Below are 15,844 nucleotides of genomic sequence, written 5' to 3'. Positions count from 1 at the left end.
AGCAGGCCCCCCACCACAGGTGGGGGGCCTGCTGCCTTTCCCCACCCGTACCCCCGAGACCGCAGCGGACCGCGCGGACGGCGTCCACCCCGCTCTCCACCTCTACGATGAGCGCAGGGTGCGCGGGAAGCGTGCGGGGCGGACTGCTGAACGGGAGGAACCAGGGTGAGGGTCTCGGCGAAGGCCGACTACGCGGTGCGCGCGACGGCCGAGCTCGCCGCGGGCGACGACGGTGCACCCGTGCCCGCCGAGTCGCTGGCCGAGGCGCAGCACATCCCGCACCGCTTCCTCGAGTCGATCCTGCGTGACCTGCGCCGCGAGGGCATCGTGGCCAGTCGCCGAGGGGCTCGGGGCGGCTACGTCCTGGCACGACCCGCCGACCAGGTGACGGTGGCGGACGTCGTGCGGGCCGTCGACGGCCCGCTGGTGTTCGTCCGCGACGAGCGTCCTGCCGACCTGGACTACGAGGGGGCCGCCGCCGACCTCCTGCACGTCTGGGTGGCCCTGCGGGCCAGCGTGCGGCGTGTCCTGGAGGAGGTCACCGTGTCCGACCTGGCGGCGGGATCCCTCCCGGACGAGATCCGGTCGTTGACCTCCAGCGACTCCGCCTGGCAGAACCCCTGACCGCGAACCCGTCCGGGTCCGTCGACGCAGATCCGACCAGGATGCTGTGTATCGTTAAACCCGACTAGCCCGATCGGATATAGTCACTTCAGCGGGGTCGCCGACCACGCACGGACGGAGGGACTCGTGATGCAGACACTGGTGCTGCTCGCTCTCGTGGGCCTGGGGGCTCAGCTCGTCGACGGCAGCCTGGGCATGGCCTACGGCGTCACGTCGACGACGCTGCTCCTGGCGATCGGGACCAACCCCGCCGCGGCGTCGGCGACGGTGCACCTCGCGGAGATCGGGACCACCCTCGCGTCGGGGGCGTCGCACTGGCGGTTCGGCAACGTGGACTGGCGCGTCGTCGCGCGCATCGGCGTGCCGGGGGCGATCGGCGCGTTCGCCGGGGCCACTTTCCTCTCGTGGCTGTCGACCGATCTCGCCAAGCCGGTCATGTCGGTGCTGCTGCTCGCGCTCGGCGTGTACGTGCTGTCCCGGTTCACGTTCCGCGGCCTGCGCACCGACAAGATCGGCCAGCCGCTGCGTCGCCGGTTCCTCGCGCCCCTCGGCCTGGTCGGCGGCTTCCTCGACGCCACCGGTGGCGGCGGCTGGGGGCCGGTCGGGACGCCGGCGATCCTCGCCAGCGGACGCCTGGAGCCCCGCAAGGTCATCGGTTCGATCGACACCAGCGAGTTCTTCGTCGCCGTGGCGGCCAGCCTGGGCTTCCTCGTGGGCCTCGGGACGGCGGGCATCGACCCGATGTGGGCCACCGCCCTGCTGCTGGGCGGCCTCGTCGCCGCGCCGGTCGCGGCCTGGTTGGTCCGGCTCGTGCCGCCCCGGGTGCTCGGATCGGCGGTCGGTGGCGTCATCGTGCTCACCAACAGCCGGACCCTGCTCGCGACGGTCGACCTCGCGCCGGCCTGGACGACGGTGGTCCTCGCCGCCGTCGTCGTGCTCTGGGCCGTGGCGGTCGCGTGGTCCGTGCGGGCGCACCGCCGCGAGCAGTCGGCGACCGTGGCCCGGACGACGACCCAGGACGCGCACAGCGTCGGCGGGTGAAACCCGCGGGTGAAGACGTCCGCCCAGGTGGCGCTCGTGACTCCGCGGAGTACGGTGGGCCACACCGGCCCGGCCCGGCCCGGTGAGATCGTCGGGAGGAGAACACATGAGTTCGCCGTCGTCGTCGCGGATCATGAAGAGTTCCGCGCTCTCATCGGTGACCGACGCACTCTCCACCGGGACCCAGCTCGTCGTGGGTCAGTACCGGATCGACGCGCCCTCCGGTGCCGTCTGGTGGTCCGACGAGGTCTACCGGATGTACGGGTCGGAGCCCGGCGATCTCACACCCACCGTGGACATCATCCGGGCGCGGACCCACCCGGACGACCGGGCGCGCGTGTCGCGGACGGCGATCGTGTCCCTGCGGGCCGGGCGGCCGTTCAGCAGCGCCCACCGCATCATCGACCCGCACGGCAAGGCACGTACGGTCGTCGTCACGGGTCGGGGGCAGCTGGACGAGGACGGGGCCATCGCCCGGGTGGGCGGGTACGTGCTGGACGTCAGCCCGGTCGCTCGCGAGGTGCTGGACCGCGAGTCCCACCGTGCCGTCGGGCGGGCGATGGTCTCCGCCGCCGCCGTCGAACAGGTCAAGGGTGCCCTGATGATCGTGCGGGGCCTGGACGAGGCCGACGCCACGGACCTGCTCGGCGAGGTCGCCGCACGAGCCGGGATCCCGATGCAGTCAGCGGCGTCACAGGTCGTCAGCGAGCTCCGCACGTCCCGGGGAGAGCCTGACGACCGGTTGCAGGCCGCGCTCGACGCGGTCCACAGCGTGGACCGCCCGCACGGGCACGAGGCCCAGCTGGCCCGTCGACGTCAGAGCACCCGGCGCTGAGCACCGGTACCGGTCCGACCTCTCGCGAGGCGCGCCGGTCACCGTCCGACCGCTCGCGGGGCGACCGAGCCGCCCCGCGGGTCCGGGACTCAGACCGTCGAGATCTTCTTGGCGCGGCGGTCGACCGCCTTGACGACTCCCTGCTTCGCGAGCCGGCGCGCCATCACCGCGGCACCACCCGTGACGGCGGCGAACGTGATCGCCTGGACGATCGGGATGTCGTCCGCGTCCAGGTCGATCGGGGCCTCCTTGCCCGTGGCCTTCTCCCAGATCGTCTTGATGATCTTCTGGGCCACCCAGCCGGCGGCGAGGGTCGCCGCGATCGTCCCGACCTTCACGGCCAGCGTCGGCTCGGTGCTCTTGGACAGCTCCACGGGTCCTCCAGTCGTTCGGTGCGCCGGGCGGTCACGGACGGACTCCGTCGGGAGGTCCGCGCCACGGACGCCACCACCGTAGCGTGCTCGAGGTGTGTAGGCTCGGGGGGAACGACAGGGGAGCGCCGTCGGCGCTGAGAGTGCGGACCACCGCAGACCCTCGAACCTGATCCGGTTAGCACCGGTGGAGGAAGTCGGGCTTCTCGATCCCGTCGCCTCGGACCCTCCGAGCGGCGGACCCCCTTCTCGAACGTCTGAGGAGGACACATGAGTCATCGTCTCCGTCGCACCGTCGCGACCACCGCCGTCGTCGCGCTGCTGCCCGCGCTGGCCGCCTGCGGCGGCGAGGAATCCCCCGGAGCAGCGCCCAGCAGCTCCGCGGGCTCCGCCGACGCGAGCGCCACGCCGGAGCTGTCCGGTACCGTCACGCTCGTCACGCACGACTCCTTCGCCCTGAGCGAGGGGGTCCTGGAGTCGTTCGAGGAGGAGACCGGGCTCACCGTCGAGCAGGTCGCCGCCGGCGACGCCGGCACCCTGGTCAACCAGCTCGTGCTCACCGCCGACAGCCCGCTCGGCGACGTCGTCTACGGCGTGGACAACACCTTCGCCTCGCGTGCCGTCGAGGCCGACGTCTTCGAGCCGTACACGCCGGCCGACCTCGACCCGTCCGCGACCGGGCTCGTCGACCCGGCGCTCGAGGGGCTCACCCCGATCGACAAGGGCGACGTCTGCCTCAACGTGGACACCACCTGGTTCGAGGCCGAGGGCGTCGAGCCGCCGAGCACCCTCGAGGACCTGACCGACCCGGCGTACGAGGACCTGACGGTCGTGACCAACCCGGCGACCTCGTCGCCCGGCTTCGCGTTCCTGCTCGCCACCGTCGACGCCTTCGGGGAGGACGGCTGGCAGCAGTACTGGGCCGACCTCTCGGACAACGGTCTCAAGGTCACCGACGGCTGGTCGGACGCCTACTACGTCGACTTCTCCGGGGCCGGCGAGGGCGGTGAGCGGCCGATCGTGCTCTCCTACGCCACCTCCCCGGCCTTCACCGTGACCGAGGACGGCAGCGAGAGCACCACCGAGGCGCTGCTGGACACCTGCTTCCGCCAGGTCGAGTACGCCGGCGTCCTCGCCGGCACCGACAACCCCGACGGTGCCCGGGCCCTGGTGGACTTCCTCGCCTCCGCCGAGGTGCAGGCCGACATCCCCGCGAACATGTACATGTACCCGGCCGACGACACCGTCGAGCTGCCGGCCGAGTGGGAGGAGTTCGCCCCCCTCGCCGAGGAACCGTTCGACGTCGCGCCGGACGAGATCGCCGCGCACCGTGACGAGTGGATCGAGCAGTGGACGGCCACGGTCATCGGGTGACGCCCTCCACCAGCGGCGGGGCGTCCCTGCGGCCGCCCCGCCGTCGGCCCGCCCCGGGGACCTGGCTGTGGTGGGTCCTCGCCGCCGGCCTGCCCCTGCTGTTCCTCGGGGTGTTCTTCGCGTGGCCCGTGGCGGCGCTCGTCGTCCAGGGGTTCTTCACCGACGACGGCGGCACCCGGGCGCTCGACCTGTCCGGGTTCGCGGAGGTCCTGTCCCAGCCCCGCACGTGGCGCGTCGTCGGGCAGACCCTCGCCCAGGCGTCCGTCGGCACGGTCCTGGCCGTCCTGCTCGGGCTGCCCGGCGCCTACGTGCTGTACCGGTGCCGGTTCCCGGGCCGGGCGCTGGCACGCGGCCTGGTGACCGTGCCGTTCGTGCTGCCGACCGTCGTGGTCGGCGTGGCCTTCCGGGCGCTGTTCGCCCCCGGCGGCACCTTCGGGTGGCTCGGCATCGAGGAGTCCTTCGCCGGGGTCGTCGTGGCCCTGGTGTTCTTCAACTACGCCGTCGTCGTGCGCACTGTCGGCGGGCTGTGGGAGCGGCTCGACCCGCGGGCCGAGCAGGCGGCCCGCTCCCTCGGCGCGAGCCCGTGGCGCGCCTTCCGCACGGTCACCCTGCCCGCGCTGGGGCCCGCGATCGCGTCCGCGGCCGCCGTGGTGTTCCTGTTCTGCGCGACCGCGTTCGGCGTCGTCCTGGTGCTCGGGGGCATGCGGTACGGCACGATCGAGACCGAGATCTGGATCCGTACCACCCAGTTCCTCGACCTGCGCGCGGCCGCCGTGCTCAGCATCCTGCAGCTCGTGGTCGTCACCGGGGCGCTGCTCGTCAGTGCCCGGCTGCGCGCCCGGCGCGAACGGGCCCTGCACCTGACCAGCGACCGGTCCGCGGCGCACCGCTTCTCCTGGCGACGGGCCGCCGACGCCGTCCCGGCCGCCGCGACCGTCGCCGTCGTCGGCCTGCTGGTCGTCGTGCCGCTCGCGGGTCTGGTCGCCCGCTCGCTGCGGACGCCCGACGGCACCTGGGGGTTCGACAACTACGTCGCCCTCGGCACGACCGGGGGCCGCAACGCGCTGTCCGTCACCGTGTGGGAGGCGACGGCGAACTCGCTGCGCACGGCCGTGCTGGCCGCCCTCATCGCCGTCGTCGTCGGCGGGCTCGTGGCCCTGGTCGTCTCGCGCCGTCCCCGGTCGGCCGGGCTGCGCCGGGCCGTCGGGGCGCTCGACGCCGCGTTCATGCTGCCCCTCGGGGTCTCCGCGGTGACCGTCGGGTTCGGGTTCCTCATCACCCTGGACCGGCCGCTCGGGCTCGACGTCGACCTGCGGACCTCGGGCCTGCTCGTGCCGATCGCGCAGGCGGTCGTCGCGATCCCGCTCGTGGTCCGCACCGTGCTGCCCGTGGTGCGGGCGATCGACCCCCGGCTGCGCGAGGTCGCCGCCACCCTGGGCGCCGCCCCGGGCCGGGTGCTGCGGACCGTCGACGGCCCCCTGACCGCCCGGTCCCTCGGGCTGGCCGTCGGGTTCGCGTTCGCGGTGTCGCTGGGCGAGTTCGGCGCGACGTCGTTCCTCGCCCGCCCCGACGCGGCGACGCTGCCGGTCGTCATCTTCCGGCTCATCGGCCGGCCCGGGGCGGAGAACTACGGGATGGCGCTCGCGGCGTCCGTGGTGCTGGCGGTCCTCACCGCGACGGTCATGATGGTGGCGGAACGCCTGCGCGGTGACGCGGGCGGAGGGGAGTTCTGATGTCCGGGGCCGAGGGCCTGAGCGTCCGTGACGTCGTCGTGCGCTACGAGGGCACGCGGCGCGAGGCGGGCACGACGGCGGTCGACCACGTGTCGCTCGACGTCGCGACGGGCGAGGTCCTGGCGCTGCTCGGGCCGAGCGGCTGCGGCAAGTCGTCGCTGCTGCGCGCGGTCGCGGGGCTGGAGCCGCTGGTGGCGGGGTCGGTGTCGTTCGCGGGGCAGGACCTGGCCCGGGTGCCGGTGCACCGGCGCGGGTTCGGCCTGCTGTTCCAGGACGGTCAGCTGTTCCCGCACCGGGACGTGGGCCGGAACGTCGCCTACGGGCTGGAGATGCAGGGGGTCCCCGCGGCGCAGCGGCGCGACCGGGTGGCCGAGCTGCTCGCGGACGTCGGGCTGGCCGGGTACGCGCGGCGGGCCGTGTCGACGCTGTCCGGCGGGGAGAAGCAGCGGGTCGCGCTGGCCCGGGCCCTGGCCCCGCGGCCGAGGCTGCTGCTGCTCGACGAGCCGCTGTCCGCCCTGGACCGGCAGCTGCGCGAGAAGCTCGCGATCGACGTGCGCGACACGCTGCGGGCGACCCGCACGACGGCGGTGTTCGTCACCCACGACCACGCCGAGGCCTTCACGGTGGCCGACCGGGTCGCCGTGATGGACGCCGGGCGGCTGCTGCAGGTCGACACCCCGGAGCGGCTCCGCGCCGCACCCGCCTCGGCGCGGGTCGCGGAGTTCCTCGGGCTCGAGCTCCCCTGACCGTCGCCGATGGGGCCCGCCTTGGACCGTGGGCCGCAGCCCTCCGTCAGCGCGCGAAGACGACCCGCGCGTGCCCCATGAGCAGCAGCAGCGGGTCGCGGCGGGCGACGAACGCGTCGTCGTCCACCAGGCCCAGGTCGTACCGGCGGTGCAGCATCGCCAGCTCGGTGGCGGCCTGCTGGTAATCCGCCAGGGCCCGCGCCGCGCCCCGGCCGAGGGCACCGCGGACCTGCTCGCGGGCCCGCTGCCGTGCCCGCAGCGACGACAGCATCCGCAGGTCGCCCGTGCCGATCACGCCGAGCTCCTGGTAGCGGGGCAGGTGCCGGCGCACCAGGCCGACGATCCGACGGCGGTCCCGGTGCAGCACGACGCCGAGCGCCACCAGCACGCCGGCGCCCAGCAGGTACGCGAGCCCGAGACCGAGAGCACCCGCCACCGTCGAGGCGTTCCACAGGGCGTGCAGCGCGGTCGCCCCGGCCACGCCGGACACGACGGGCAGCGCACGCCGTCCGGGCGGGCGCAGCGCCGCGGCGGCCACGCCCACGCCGATCAGGGACGTGCACAGGGGGTGCAGCAGCGGCGAGACGATCCCGCGCACCACGAACGTCCCCGCCAGCGTCCCGGCCGGAGCGGCGGCGTAGTAGCTGATGTTCTCCACGGTGGCGAAGCCCAGGGCCACCGTGGAGCCGTAGATGATGCCGTCGGTGGCGCCGTTGAGCTCGTGGCGCCTGAACCAGAGCAGCCCCACGAGCACCGCGCCCTTCGCCAGCTCCTCGACGACCGGAGCGGTGAGGGATGCCGTCGCGTACCGGCCGAGCTCGGCGCCCAGCATCGGCCGCCACACGAGGTCCAGCCCGGCGGTGTTGAGGAGCGTGGCGAGCAGGACGGCGACGCCCGCACCCCAGCCGAACGCGGCGACGAGGACGTCGGGGGGTTCGGGCTCGAGACGGTCGAGGGCGAGGACCCCGGCGAGCAGCAGCGGCAGGGGGACGAGCGCCAGGACGACCGCCGTGACCACGCCGTCCGCGCCGTCCCGCAGCAGCAGGGCGAGAGCCACCGCCAGGCACAGGGAGGACGTGGCCACCGTGACGACGACCCCCACCGACGGCCGGGCGGTGGGCCTGCCGGCCAGGATCGCCCGCGGCTCCAGGGGTGGCATGCCCTGACCCTACTGAGCGGCCCCGCTCGTGCGGCGCACGATCACCACGGCCACGTCGTCCTCGCGCGCGCCGTCGTCGAAGGCGTCGAGCAGGTGCTGGCACGCGTCCGAAGGATCCGTCCCGGGGATCTGCGCCGCCGCGGCCTGCAGCCGGGCCAGGCCGTCGCGCAGGGAGCCCTCCCGACGCTCGACGAGTCCGTCCGTGGCCAGGACCAGCAGGTCACCGACCGCCAGCGTCGTGCGGTACGGCGGGCGGCTGTCGGGGCTCGGCAGCCCCAGCAGCCGGGAGGTGGACTTCACCGGCCGTGCCGTGCCGTCGGAGCGGACGAGCATCGCCGGCAGGTGCCCGGCATCCGTCAGCTCGACCTCGCCGGTGACCGGGTCCGCGAGGCAGACGCACACCGTCGCGGTCTCCGCGTGGTCGGTGCGCAGCACCTCGTTGAGCAGCTCCAGCGCGCGCTCCGCCCCGTGCCCCTCGCGCAGGTAGGCGCGCAGCGTCAGGCGGAGCTCGCCCATCACCGTGGCGGCGTGCAGGGAGTGGCCCTGGACGTCGCCGATGACCACGGCGACCCGGCCGTCGGGGAGGTCGAAGGCGTCGTAGAAGTCGCCCCCGACGTCCAGCAGGTCGTCCGAGGCCTCGTAGCAGGCGGAGACGTCGAACCCGGGGCGGACCGTGAGGTCGGACGGGAGCAGCGCGTCCTGCAGGGCGCGGGTGATCCGGTGCTCCTCGGCGAGCAGGCGCAGGTTGGCCAGCGCCACCGCGGTCCCCTGCGTGAACCGTCGCACGGTCTCCCGGTCCTCCTCCGTCGGGCCCGCCTGGGAGTCGGCCACCTGGACGCCGAGGCCGCCGACGAGCCGCCCGCGGGCGTCCCGCATCCACGTGGTCCACCACGAGGACGGCCCCACCCCGGCCTGCGTGAGGAGGTCCTTCCACGGCGCCGGGACGCGGTCCCTCGGCATCAGCGCCGAGCTGACCCCTCCCGGCGGCTGGATGGGCGAGTCGCCGGAACCGCGGACCAACGGCGCCCCGGGCGCCGGGCACACGGTGCGCAGCACGTGGTCGGCGTCGACGACCACCATGGCGATCGCGGGGCGTCCGAGCACGCTCGACGCGCCCCGAGCCGCGAGGTCGACCGCCTCCTCGGCGGAGCGCGCCGAGTGCAGGGGGACCAGTGCCGTGCCGAGGTCGTCGAGCCGCTGCGCGGTCCGGTGCGCACCTCGCTTCTCGTCGTAGCTGCGGCACAGCGCGCCCACGGTGGCGAGGAACTCGTCACGGTCGAGGGGTTCGGGCAGGTAGGCGTCGGCGCCGTGCTGCAACCCGGCCGTGCGGGCCGCCGCGTCGATCGACGTGGCCGACACGTGCAGGACGGGCACGGGGGACGTCTCCGGCCTGTTCTTCAGCTCCCGGCACACCTCCGCCCCCGAGACGTCCGGCAGGTTGACGTCGAGGACCACCGTGTCGAACTCGGCCGAGGCGCGCTGCAGCGCCTCGCTCCCGGTAGCGGCCTCCTGCACCGCGTAGCCGGCGGCGCGCAGCCAGGTGGCCATGAGGTAGCGGTGGGCATGGGTGTCGTCGACGACGAGCACCCGTCGCCGTCCGTTCTCCTCGGTCACGGTCGTGCTGTCCCTTCGGTGCCGAGTGCCGCGACGAGTGCGGCACGGTCGATCCGGTCCTTCGGCAGGAACCGCGCCGTGCGCGTCCACGGGCCGGGGGCGGGGCTCGGTCCGCTCGACATCAGGACGGCTGCCAGGCCCGGCCGTTCGTCCAGCATCCGAGCCAGCAGCGCCGTGCCGGTCGTGTCCGGCATGCGCACGTCGAGGACGACGGCGTCGACGTCGTCCTGCAGCATCGCCAGGGCCGTGCCGGCGTCGTGGGCGACGCTGACCCGGGTCGCCTCGTCGCGGAGCAGACCGGCGACCGAGGAGCCGAAGGCGTGGTCGTCGTCCACGACGAGGACGTGGCCGACGCGACCGCTGCGGGCACCGGCGGAGGCGTTCGTCCCGGCGGCGTCCTCCAGCGAGGGCAGGGTGAGCGTGAAGACGCTCCCCTCGCCGAGGGTCGAGGTCGCCGTGAGGCTGCCGCCGAGCGCCTCGGCGGTGCGCCGCGCGTACGGCAGCCCCAGACCCGTCCCCCGCGCGCCCGGCTGCAGGTGGTGGGGCACCTGGACGAACTCCTCGAAGATCGCGTCGAGCTGGTCGGCGGGCACGCCCAGCCCCGTGTCCCGGACCTCGCACCGCGCGCCGTCGGCCGTGGGCGTGACGACCAGGTGCACCGACCCGCGCTCGGTGAACTTCACCGCGTTGGTCAGCAGGTTGCGGAGCATGCGCGCCACGAGACGCCGGTCGCTGCACAGCACGGGCACGCCGGGCGGGTCGACGACGAGCTCGACGCCGTCCCGGACCAGCGGGCGCGTGGTGCCCTCCAGCTCGGCGAGGAGCTCGGCCATGTCGAACGGGGCGGGGTGGACGTCCTGGTGCCCCGCCTCGGCGCGCGCCAGCTCCAGGAGCTCGTCCACCAGGGTCAGCAGCGTGTCGGCGCTGTCGCGCACGAACCGGACCTGCTGGGCCTGGTCGTCGTCCAGCGGCGACTCGGCGAGCAGTCCCGCCAGGCCGATGATCGAGTTGACCGGGCTCCTCAGCTCGTGGCTCACGTTGCGCAGGAACCGCGACTTGGCCTCGTTCGCCGCGGCGAGCTGGCGGCCGCGCTCGTCCAGCTCGGCGTAGAGCGCGACCACGCCGGAGTTCGTCTCCTCCAGCTCGGCCGAGAGCTGTTCGTACTGGGCCGTCAGTGCCTCGTGAGCCTGCTCGAGCCGGGCCAGCCGACGCTGCAGAGCTGCGGCCTCCACCGCCCCGCTCATGGCCGTGCGGCCCCTCGGACGGGCAGGACCACCACGCAGGCGTCGTCACGCCGGACGGCGAAGTCGCGCATGATCACGCCGGCGACGACGGTCGCGGAGCGCAGCAGCAGACCGGGGTAGTCCACGAGGTTGACCCGGTCGGTCAGCCCGTCGGAGTACAGGGTGACGACGTCGCCCTCGCTGACGGCGTGCGTCGTCTCCGTGATCGCGGGGGAGCGCGACCCGCCGATGCCCGGGGGGCTCAGCAGGCTGCGGGTGCGGGTGCCGTGGATCGCCCCGGCGATGTTGCCGATGCCGGCGTGGCGCAGGGTGGAGCCGATCTGCTGCACGACCGCCACGGCGGCGCCGCGCGTGCCCGCCAGGGCACGGTGCACCCGCTCGAGGAGGATCGCGGGGCCGGCCGCGGGAGCCGCGCGGAAGGCCCGGACGGCGGCCTGCGAGGCCGCCGCCGCGAGCGGGCCGTGACCCAGCCCGTCGGCGACCAGCACGCTCGACGCGCCGTCGTCCAGGCGGACGGCGAACGCGTCACCGCAGACCTGCTGACCCGTCATGGCGCGGGTGATGCCGCTCGGGGCGCCGGCGGTGGACGCCGGACGCTCGTCGCCGGCGACGGGACGGCGCGCGTCGAACGCGGCGGACACGACGGTCCCGGCACCGGGGGCCGACCACGCGTCCCACGAGCCCGCCAGCCGGGGCAGCGTGCCCAGACCGATGCCGAGGGTGCCCCGCGAGGAGACACCGTCCCGCATCGCCGCCGCGACGTCGCGCATCCCGGGCCCCGAGTCGACGGCGAGCACCGTCAGGCGGGCGCACCCGTCCGTCCGGTCGACCGCGAGCAGCATGCGGCCGGAGCCCGCGTGGCGGGTCTGGTTCGTGGCCAGCTCGGACACGACGAGCCCGACCTCGGCCGCACGGCTCTCGTCGTGGCCGAGCCGGATCGCGGTCGTCACCGCCGCGCGGCGCACCCGGCCGACGGCCGACGGGTGGTCGACCGTGTACCAGGCGCCGCTCTCGAGCACACTGCGTGGCTCGTCAGGATCGACGACGCCGGTCATCGCGCCCAGGCCGCGATCTCGACGCGGGTCCCGACCCCGGGCGTCGTGTCGATCGCGAAGTGCTCGACCAGACGACGCGACCCCGACAGCCCCAGCCCGAGCCCGCCGCCGCTGGTCCAGCCGTCGGTGAGCGCGAGGTCGAGGTCGGCGATGCCGGGGCCCTGGTCCGAGAAGACGGCACGGACACCGGTGCGCAGCCCGCTCGTGACCAGCTCGACCTCGGCCTCGCCGCCGCCCCCGTGCACCAGGGTGTTGCGCGCGAGCTCGCTCGCCGCGGTCACGAGCTTCGTCTGGTCGACCAGGGACAGCCGCGCCTGCTGGGCGAGCCGTCGCACGGCCTGGCGGACCCGGACCACGTCCGAGTCGTCGCGAACCGGTTGTCGTGTGCCGGTGGTGGGAGAGGTCGTGGTCATCCGGCGTCGCGTTCGACGGCCGCGAGGAGGACGTCTTCGGCCGCCCCGCTGTCGGGGCTGAGCAGGGCCAGACCGCGGTCGACGTCGAGCGCGGTCTGCACCCCGTGCAGCCCCAGCCCGAGCTCGACCATGGTGATCGCGACGGCGGGACGCATCCCGACGACGACGGTGCGGGCGTCCAGCACCCGCGAGACGGCGGCGACGGAGGCCAGCATGCGGCCGATGAAGCTGTCGACGATCTCCAGGCCGGAGATGTCGATGATGACGCCGCGCGCACCGGTCCGGGTGATCCGGGCGGCGAGGTCCTCCTGGAGCTGGAGCACGGTGTCGTCCTGCAGCTCGACCTGGATCGACACCAGCAGCGTCGACCCGATCTTGAGGATCGGGACCTCGTTCACCCGCGCACCTCGCTGGTCGGTCGCTTCTTCTCGCGCAGCGCGTCCACCAGGGCGTCGGCCAGGGACGCGCGGGTGCGGATGTCGCCGAACTCGATACCGAGGGCCACGATCGTCTGGGCGATCTGCGGCCGGATGCCGCTGATCGTGCACTGGGCGCCCATGAGGCGCGCCGCCACGACCGTCTTGAGCAGGTGCTGGGCGACCTGGGTGTCGACCGCCGGCACACCCGTGATGTCGATGATCGCGTGCTCGCTGCCCGTCTCGACGAGGGTGTTGAGGAGCTTCTCCATGACGACCTGAGTGCGGGCCGAGTCGAGGGTGCCCACCAGCGGCACCGCGACGATGCCCTCCCACAGCTTCACCACCGGGGTGGACAGCTCCATGAGCTGCTCCGCCTGCTCGGTGATGATCGCCTCGCGGGCGTCCGCGTAGTTCTCGAACGTGTACAGGCCGAGGTCGTCCACCAGCCGCATCAGCGGCGTCAGGTGCGCGCGGACGTCGTCGTCGACCAGGCTGTACAGGCCCTCCTTGAGCGCGAACACCGCCATCGCCGTCTCCCGGGGGGTGAACCCCAGGCGGGCGCGAGCACCGGACACGTCGGCCAGGATGCCCCGCAGCTGGTCGAACGCCGCGTCGCCCAGCTCGGAGCCGCCGTCGCGCAGCCCCTCCACGAGCGCGTCGTAGATGTCCGACTGCTCGCGCTCGAGCTCGCCGCGGGTGCTGCGGCCCCGCAGCTCGACGCTCGACGCGTCGAGCCACGCGGCGCGGACGGCCTCGGCGTGGTCCGTGAGGATCGTGGAGAGCTGGGCACTCCGGGCAGTCGGCACGTGGGCTCCTTTCGGGCGGCGCGAGGGTGGATCGCGGAGACAGTGTAGGAGCAGAACGCCCCCGCGACCCACCGGTTCGCGTCGCCGCAGGTCAGGCCCGGTGTGTCCGGTAGAACTCCACCAGCCGGCGGGTCGAGGAGTCCTGTTCCGCCAGGGCGGCGTCGTCCCCGGACACGGCCGGGGCGACCTCCAGGGCCAGCTTCTTGCCGAGCTCGACGCCCCACTGGTCGAAGGAGTCGATGCCCCACACGACGCCCTGGACGAAGGTGATGTGCTCGTACAGCGCGACGAGCTGACCGAGGACGGACGGCGTGAGCGCCGGCGCCATGATCGAGGTCGTCGGACGGTTGCCGGAGAAGGTCCGGGCGCTGACCAGCTCCTCGGCGGTGCCCTCGGCCCGCACCTCGTCGGCCGTCTTGCCGAACGCGAGGGCCTTGGTCTGGGCGAAGAAGTTCGCCAGGAACAGCTCGTGCACGTCCGCGCCGGGCGCCACCGCCTTGCCGTCACCGACCGCGTCGACCAGCGGGTAGGCGGGGGTCGCGAACGCGATGAAGTCGGCCGGCACGGTCCGGGTGCCCTGGTGGATGAGCTGGTAGAAGGCGTGCTGACCGTTCGTCCCCGGCTCGCCCCAGAAGACCTCGCCCGTCTGCGTCGTGACCGGCGACCCGTCCCAGCGCACCGACTTGCCGTTGGACTCCATCGTGAGCTGCTGCAGGTAGGCGGGGAAGCGGTGGAGCTGCTGGGCGTAGGGGAGCACCGCGTGGGTGTGGGCGCCGAGGAAGTTCGTGTACCAGACGTTGAGCAACCCCATCAGGGCGGGCACGTTCCGCTCGAGCGGCGTCGTGCGGAAGTGCTCGTCGACGGTGTGGAAGCCGGCGAGCAGCTCCCGGAAGACCTCCGGGCCGAAGGCGACGGCGAGCGAGGTGCCGATGGCGGAGTCGACCGAGTACCGACCGCCGACCCAGTCCCAGAACCCGAACGCGTTGGCGGGGTCGATGCCGAACGCCTCGACCTTGTCCAGTGCGGTGGAGACGGCGACGAAGTGGGCGCGGACCGCGGCCTGCTTCGCGTCGTGGTCGTCCTCGATGGCGCCGGCCGCGTGCAGACGCTCCCACAGCCAGGCCCGGGCCAGGCGGGCGTTGGTGAGGGTCTCCAGGGTGCCGAACGTCTTGGACGCCACGATGAACAGCGTCGTCTCGGGGTCGAGGTCGGCGGTCTTCTGCGCCAGGTCGGTGGGGTCGATGTTCGAGACGAACCGGACCTCGAGGTCCTCGCGCCCGTAGGGCTTGAGCGCCTCGTAGACCATGACCGGGCCGAGGTCGGAGCCGCCGATGCCGATGTTGACGACCGTCCGGACCGGTTTGCCGGTGACGCCGCTCCACTCCCCGGAGCGCACCTGCTCCGCGAACGCCCCCACCTTGTCGAGCTCACGGGCGACGTCGGCGTCCACGTCCTGGCCGTCGACGACGAGCGACGGCTGCGTCCCGGGGGCCCGGCGCAGCGCGGTGTGCAGCACGGCACGGTCCTCGGTCACGTTGATGTGCTCGCCGGTGAACATGGCCTCGATGCGCTCGGGCAGGTCCACCTCGTGCGCGAGACGCACGAGGAGGTCGAACGTCTCGTCGGTCGCCAGGTTCTTCGACAGGTCGACCAGCAGGTCCCCGGTGGTGTGGCTGAACCGCTCGGCGCGGCCGGGATCGGCGGCGAACCAGCCGCGCAGGTCCCCGCGGAACTCCTGGTGGTGGCGGAGCAGCTCGCCCCAGGCGGGCGTGGTGGTGGCGTCGACAGGAGAGGTCGTCATGAGGCCTACCGTAATGACCGCGACGAGCGTCTGCGCGCCCGGTCCGCGGTCCGGGAGGCCCGTGCCCACGGCGACGGCCCGTCCGGCCCTCGGCGGGTCGCGCCCGGAGGATGAGAGGACTCTCATGCTCGTCTCCGCGAGGTCTCATGCCGGCGCCGAAGGATGGTGCACGTCCGCAGGCAGCGGATGCCGGCACCGTTCGAGGGAGCAGCCATGAGACCGTCCGTGAAGAAGCGCTGGATCGTCGTCGGCACCGCCGCGGCCCTGGGCATGGGCGTCGCGGGCGCCGCCGCCGTCGGGACGAGCGACCAGGACGGCCCGTCCGGGGGCGTCGACGCCGTCACGCTGGACGGCCCGGAGGACGGCGCGACCGACGAGTCCTCCGTCGACGAGTCGTCGGGCTCGACCGGCCCCGCGTCGACCGACGTCAGCGACCCGTCCCCGGAGTCCTCCGACTCTTCGACCACCGCCGTCGACACCTCCGACTCGCCCGACGACCCCTCGACGCAGAGCGCCCGCAGCGCGGAGACCGCCTCGCCCTCCCCGCAGCACGTGCAGAGCGCGGACTCGGCCGATTCCGACGACTGAGCACCGTGCCGGTCCTGGTGG

General features: G+C 73.9%; 16 protein-coding genes and 1 riboswitch. Of the genes, 7 read left to right on the top strand and 9 right to left on the bottom strand.

Going from position 1 to position 15,844, the window contains the following annotated elements:
- Nucleotides 1-165 precede the first annotated feature (165 nt).
- The 3 genes from HLI28_RS15115 (at nt 166) to HLI28_RS15105 (ending at nt 2,500) form a co-directional block, all read left to right on the top strand.
- Nucleotides 166-624: an RrF2 family transcriptional regulator gene (locus tag HLI28_RS15115; protein ID WP_171248401.1), complete on the top strand. Its 459-nt coding sequence runs from the start codon at nt 166-168 to the stop codon at nt 622-624.
- Nucleotides 625-753: 129 nt separating this feature from the next.
- Nucleotides 754-1,665, top strand: coding sequence for a sulfite exporter TauE/SafE family protein (locus HLI28_RS15110; RefSeq protein ID WP_171248410.1), 912 nt, complete (start codon nt 754-756; stop codon nt 1,663-1,665).
- 106 nt (nt 1,666-1,771) lie between these two features.
- Complete coding sequence (locus HLI28_RS15105) at nt 1,772-2,500, top strand: PAS domain-containing protein (RefSeq protein WP_171248400.1); 729 nt, start codon at nt 1,772-1,774, stop codon at nt 2,498-2,500.
- A gap of 89 nt (nt 2,501-2,589) precedes the next feature.
- Here the strand turns inward: HLI28_RS15105 and HLI28_RS15100 are convergent, their stop codons facing one another.
- The gene (locus tag HLI28_RS15100) at nt 2,590-2,874 is read right to left on the bottom strand and encodes a DUF4235 domain-containing protein (protein WP_304604618.1); all 285 of its coding nucleotides are present in this window, start codon (nt 2,872-2,874) and stop codon (nt 2,590-2,592) included.
- A 106-nt stretch (nt 2,875-2,980) separates the two neighbouring features.
- Nucleotides 2,981-3,084: riboswitch (TPP riboswitch) on the top strand.
- Nucleotides 3,085-3,141: 57 nt separating this feature from the next.
- Between HLI28_RS15100 and HLI28_RS15095 the strand changes: the two genes are divergently transcribed.
- From HLI28_RS15095 to HLI28_RS15085, 3 genes are read left to right on the top strand one after another with little or no spacing between them, the layout of a single operon-like run.
- Nucleotides 3,142-4,245, top strand: a complete 1,104-nt coding sequence (locus tag HLI28_RS15095) for a thiamine ABC transporter substrate-binding protein (RefSeq protein ID WP_171248399.1) — start codon at nt 3,142-3,144, stop codon at nt 4,243-4,245.
- Nucleotides 4,242-5,978, top strand: coding sequence for an ABC transporter permease (locus HLI28_RS15090; RefSeq protein ID WP_425483400.1), 1,737 nt, complete (start codon nt 4,242-4,244; stop codon nt 5,976-5,978). The genes HLI28_RS15095 and HLI28_RS15090 overlap by 4 nt, the downstream gene beginning before the upstream one ends.
- Nucleotides 5,978-6,724 (top strand): ATP-binding cassette domain-containing protein, encoded by a 747-nt coding sequence (locus tag HLI28_RS15085; RefSeq protein ID WP_171248398.1) that lies wholly within the window; start codon nt 5,978-5,980, stop codon nt 6,722-6,724. Before HLI28_RS15090 ends, HLI28_RS15085 begins: the two co-directional genes overlap by 1 nt.
- Nucleotides 6,725-6,770: 46 nt before the next feature.
- On the opposite strand, the gene HLI28_RS15080 is transcribed toward HLI28_RS15085, so the two are convergent.
- The 8 genes from HLI28_RS15080 to pgi all read right to left on the bottom strand — a co-directional run bounded on the left by HLI28_RS15080 (nt 6,771) and on the right by pgi (nt 15,235).
- Nucleotides 6,771-7,883 (bottom strand): PrsW family intramembrane metalloprotease, encoded by a 1,113-nt coding sequence (locus tag HLI28_RS15080; RefSeq protein ID WP_171248397.1) that lies wholly within the window; start codon nt 7,881-7,883, stop codon nt 6,771-6,773.
- Nucleotides 7,884-7,892: 9 nt separating this feature from the next.
- Nucleotides 7,893-9,497, bottom strand: coding sequence for a SpoIIE family protein phosphatase (locus HLI28_RS16010; RefSeq protein WP_171248396.1), 1,605 nt, complete (start codon nt 9,495-9,497; stop codon nt 7,893-7,895).
- Nucleotides 9,494-10,729 carry an ATP-binding protein gene (locus tag HLI28_RS15070; protein ID WP_171248395.1) on the bottom strand — a complete coding sequence of 412 codons (1,236 nt, stop codon included), beginning with the start codon at nt 10,727-10,729 and terminating at the stop codon, nt 9,494-9,496. The genes HLI28_RS16010 and HLI28_RS15070 overlap by 4 nt, the downstream gene beginning before the upstream one ends.
- Before the next feature lie 8 nt (nt 10,730-10,737).
- A complete protein-coding gene (locus tag HLI28_RS15065; protein WP_171248394.1) occupies nt 10,738-11,796 on the bottom strand; it encodes a SpoIIE family protein phosphatase in 1,059 nt (352 codons plus the stop codon).
- Nucleotides 11,793-12,209, bottom strand: a complete 417-nt coding sequence (locus HLI28_RS15060) for an ATP-binding protein (protein ID WP_171248393.1) — start codon at nt 12,207-12,209, stop codon at nt 11,793-11,795. Before HLI28_RS15060 ends, HLI28_RS15065 begins: the two co-directional genes overlap by 4 nt.
- Nucleotides 12,206-12,607, bottom strand: a complete 402-nt coding sequence (locus HLI28_RS15055) for an STAS domain-containing protein (RefSeq protein WP_171248392.1) — start codon at nt 12,605-12,607, stop codon at nt 12,206-12,208. Before HLI28_RS15055 ends, HLI28_RS15060 begins: the two co-directional genes overlap by 4 nt.
- The gene (locus tag HLI28_RS15050; RefSeq protein ID WP_171248391.1) at nt 12,604-13,434 is read right to left on the bottom strand and encodes an STAS domain-containing protein; all 831 of its coding nucleotides are present in this window, start codon (nt 13,432-13,434) and stop codon (nt 12,604-12,606) included. Before HLI28_RS15050 ends, HLI28_RS15055 begins: the two co-directional genes overlap by 4 nt.
- Before the next feature lie 91 nt (nt 13,435-13,525).
- Entirely contained in the window at nt 13,526-15,235 is a 1,710-nt protein-coding gene (gene pgi, locus HLI28_RS15045; RefSeq protein ID WP_171248390.1) for a glucose-6-phosphate isomerase, read from the bottom strand.
- A 213-nt stretch (nt 15,236-15,448) separates the two neighbouring features.
- Here pgi and HLI28_RS15040 point away from each other — a divergent pair, with 213 nt between their 5' ends.
- A complete protein-coding gene (locus HLI28_RS15040) occupies nt 15,449-15,823 on the top strand; it encodes a hypothetical protein (protein ID WP_171248389.1) in 375 nt (124 codons plus the stop codon).
- Nucleotides 15,824-15,844 lie beyond the last annotated feature (21 nt).

It is taken from the genome of Isoptericola sediminis, assembly GCF_013085345.1.
Classification (GTDB): Bacteria; Actinomycetota; Actinomycetes; order Actinomycetales; family Cellulomonadaceae; genus Isoptericola; species Isoptericola sediminis.
This window is presented reverse-complemented; position numbering and strand designations above follow the sequence as displayed.

Coding starts and splice junctions, on each gene's coding strand:
- HLI28_RS15060 (WP_171248393.1), bottom strand. CDS start 12,209: ATGACCACGACCTCTCCCACCACCGGCACACGACAACCGGTTCGCGAC.
- HLI28_RS15040 (WP_171248389.1), top strand. CDS start 15,449: ATGAGACCGTCCGTGAAGAAGCGCTGGATCGTCGTCGGCACCGCCGCG.
- pgi (WP_171248390.1), bottom strand. CDS start 15,235: ATGACGACCTCTCCTGTCGACGCCACCACCACGCCCGCCTGGGGCGAG.
- HLI28_RS15085 (WP_171248398.1), top strand. CDS start 5,978: ATGTCCGGGGCCGAGGGCCTGAGCGTCCGTGACGTCGTCGTGCGCTAC.
- HLI28_RS15110 (WP_171248410.1), top strand. CDS start 754: ATGCAGACACTGGTGCTGCTCGCTCTCGTGGGCCTGGGGGCTCAGCTC.
- HLI28_RS15080 (WP_171248397.1), bottom strand. CDS start 7,883: ATGCCACCCCTGGAGCCGCGGGCGATCCTGGCCGGCAGGCCCACCGCC.
- HLI28_RS15065 (WP_171248394.1), bottom strand. CDS start 11,796: ATGACCGGCGTCGTCGATCCTGACGAGCCACGCAGTGTGCTCGAGAGC.
- HLI28_RS15095 (WP_171248399.1), top strand. CDS start 3,142: ATGAGTCATCGTCTCCGTCGCACCGTCGCGACCACCGCCGTCGTCGCG.
- HLI28_RS15105 (WP_171248400.1), top strand. CDS start 1,772: ATGAGTTCGCCGTCGTCGTCGCGGATCATGAAGAGTTCCGCGCTCTCA.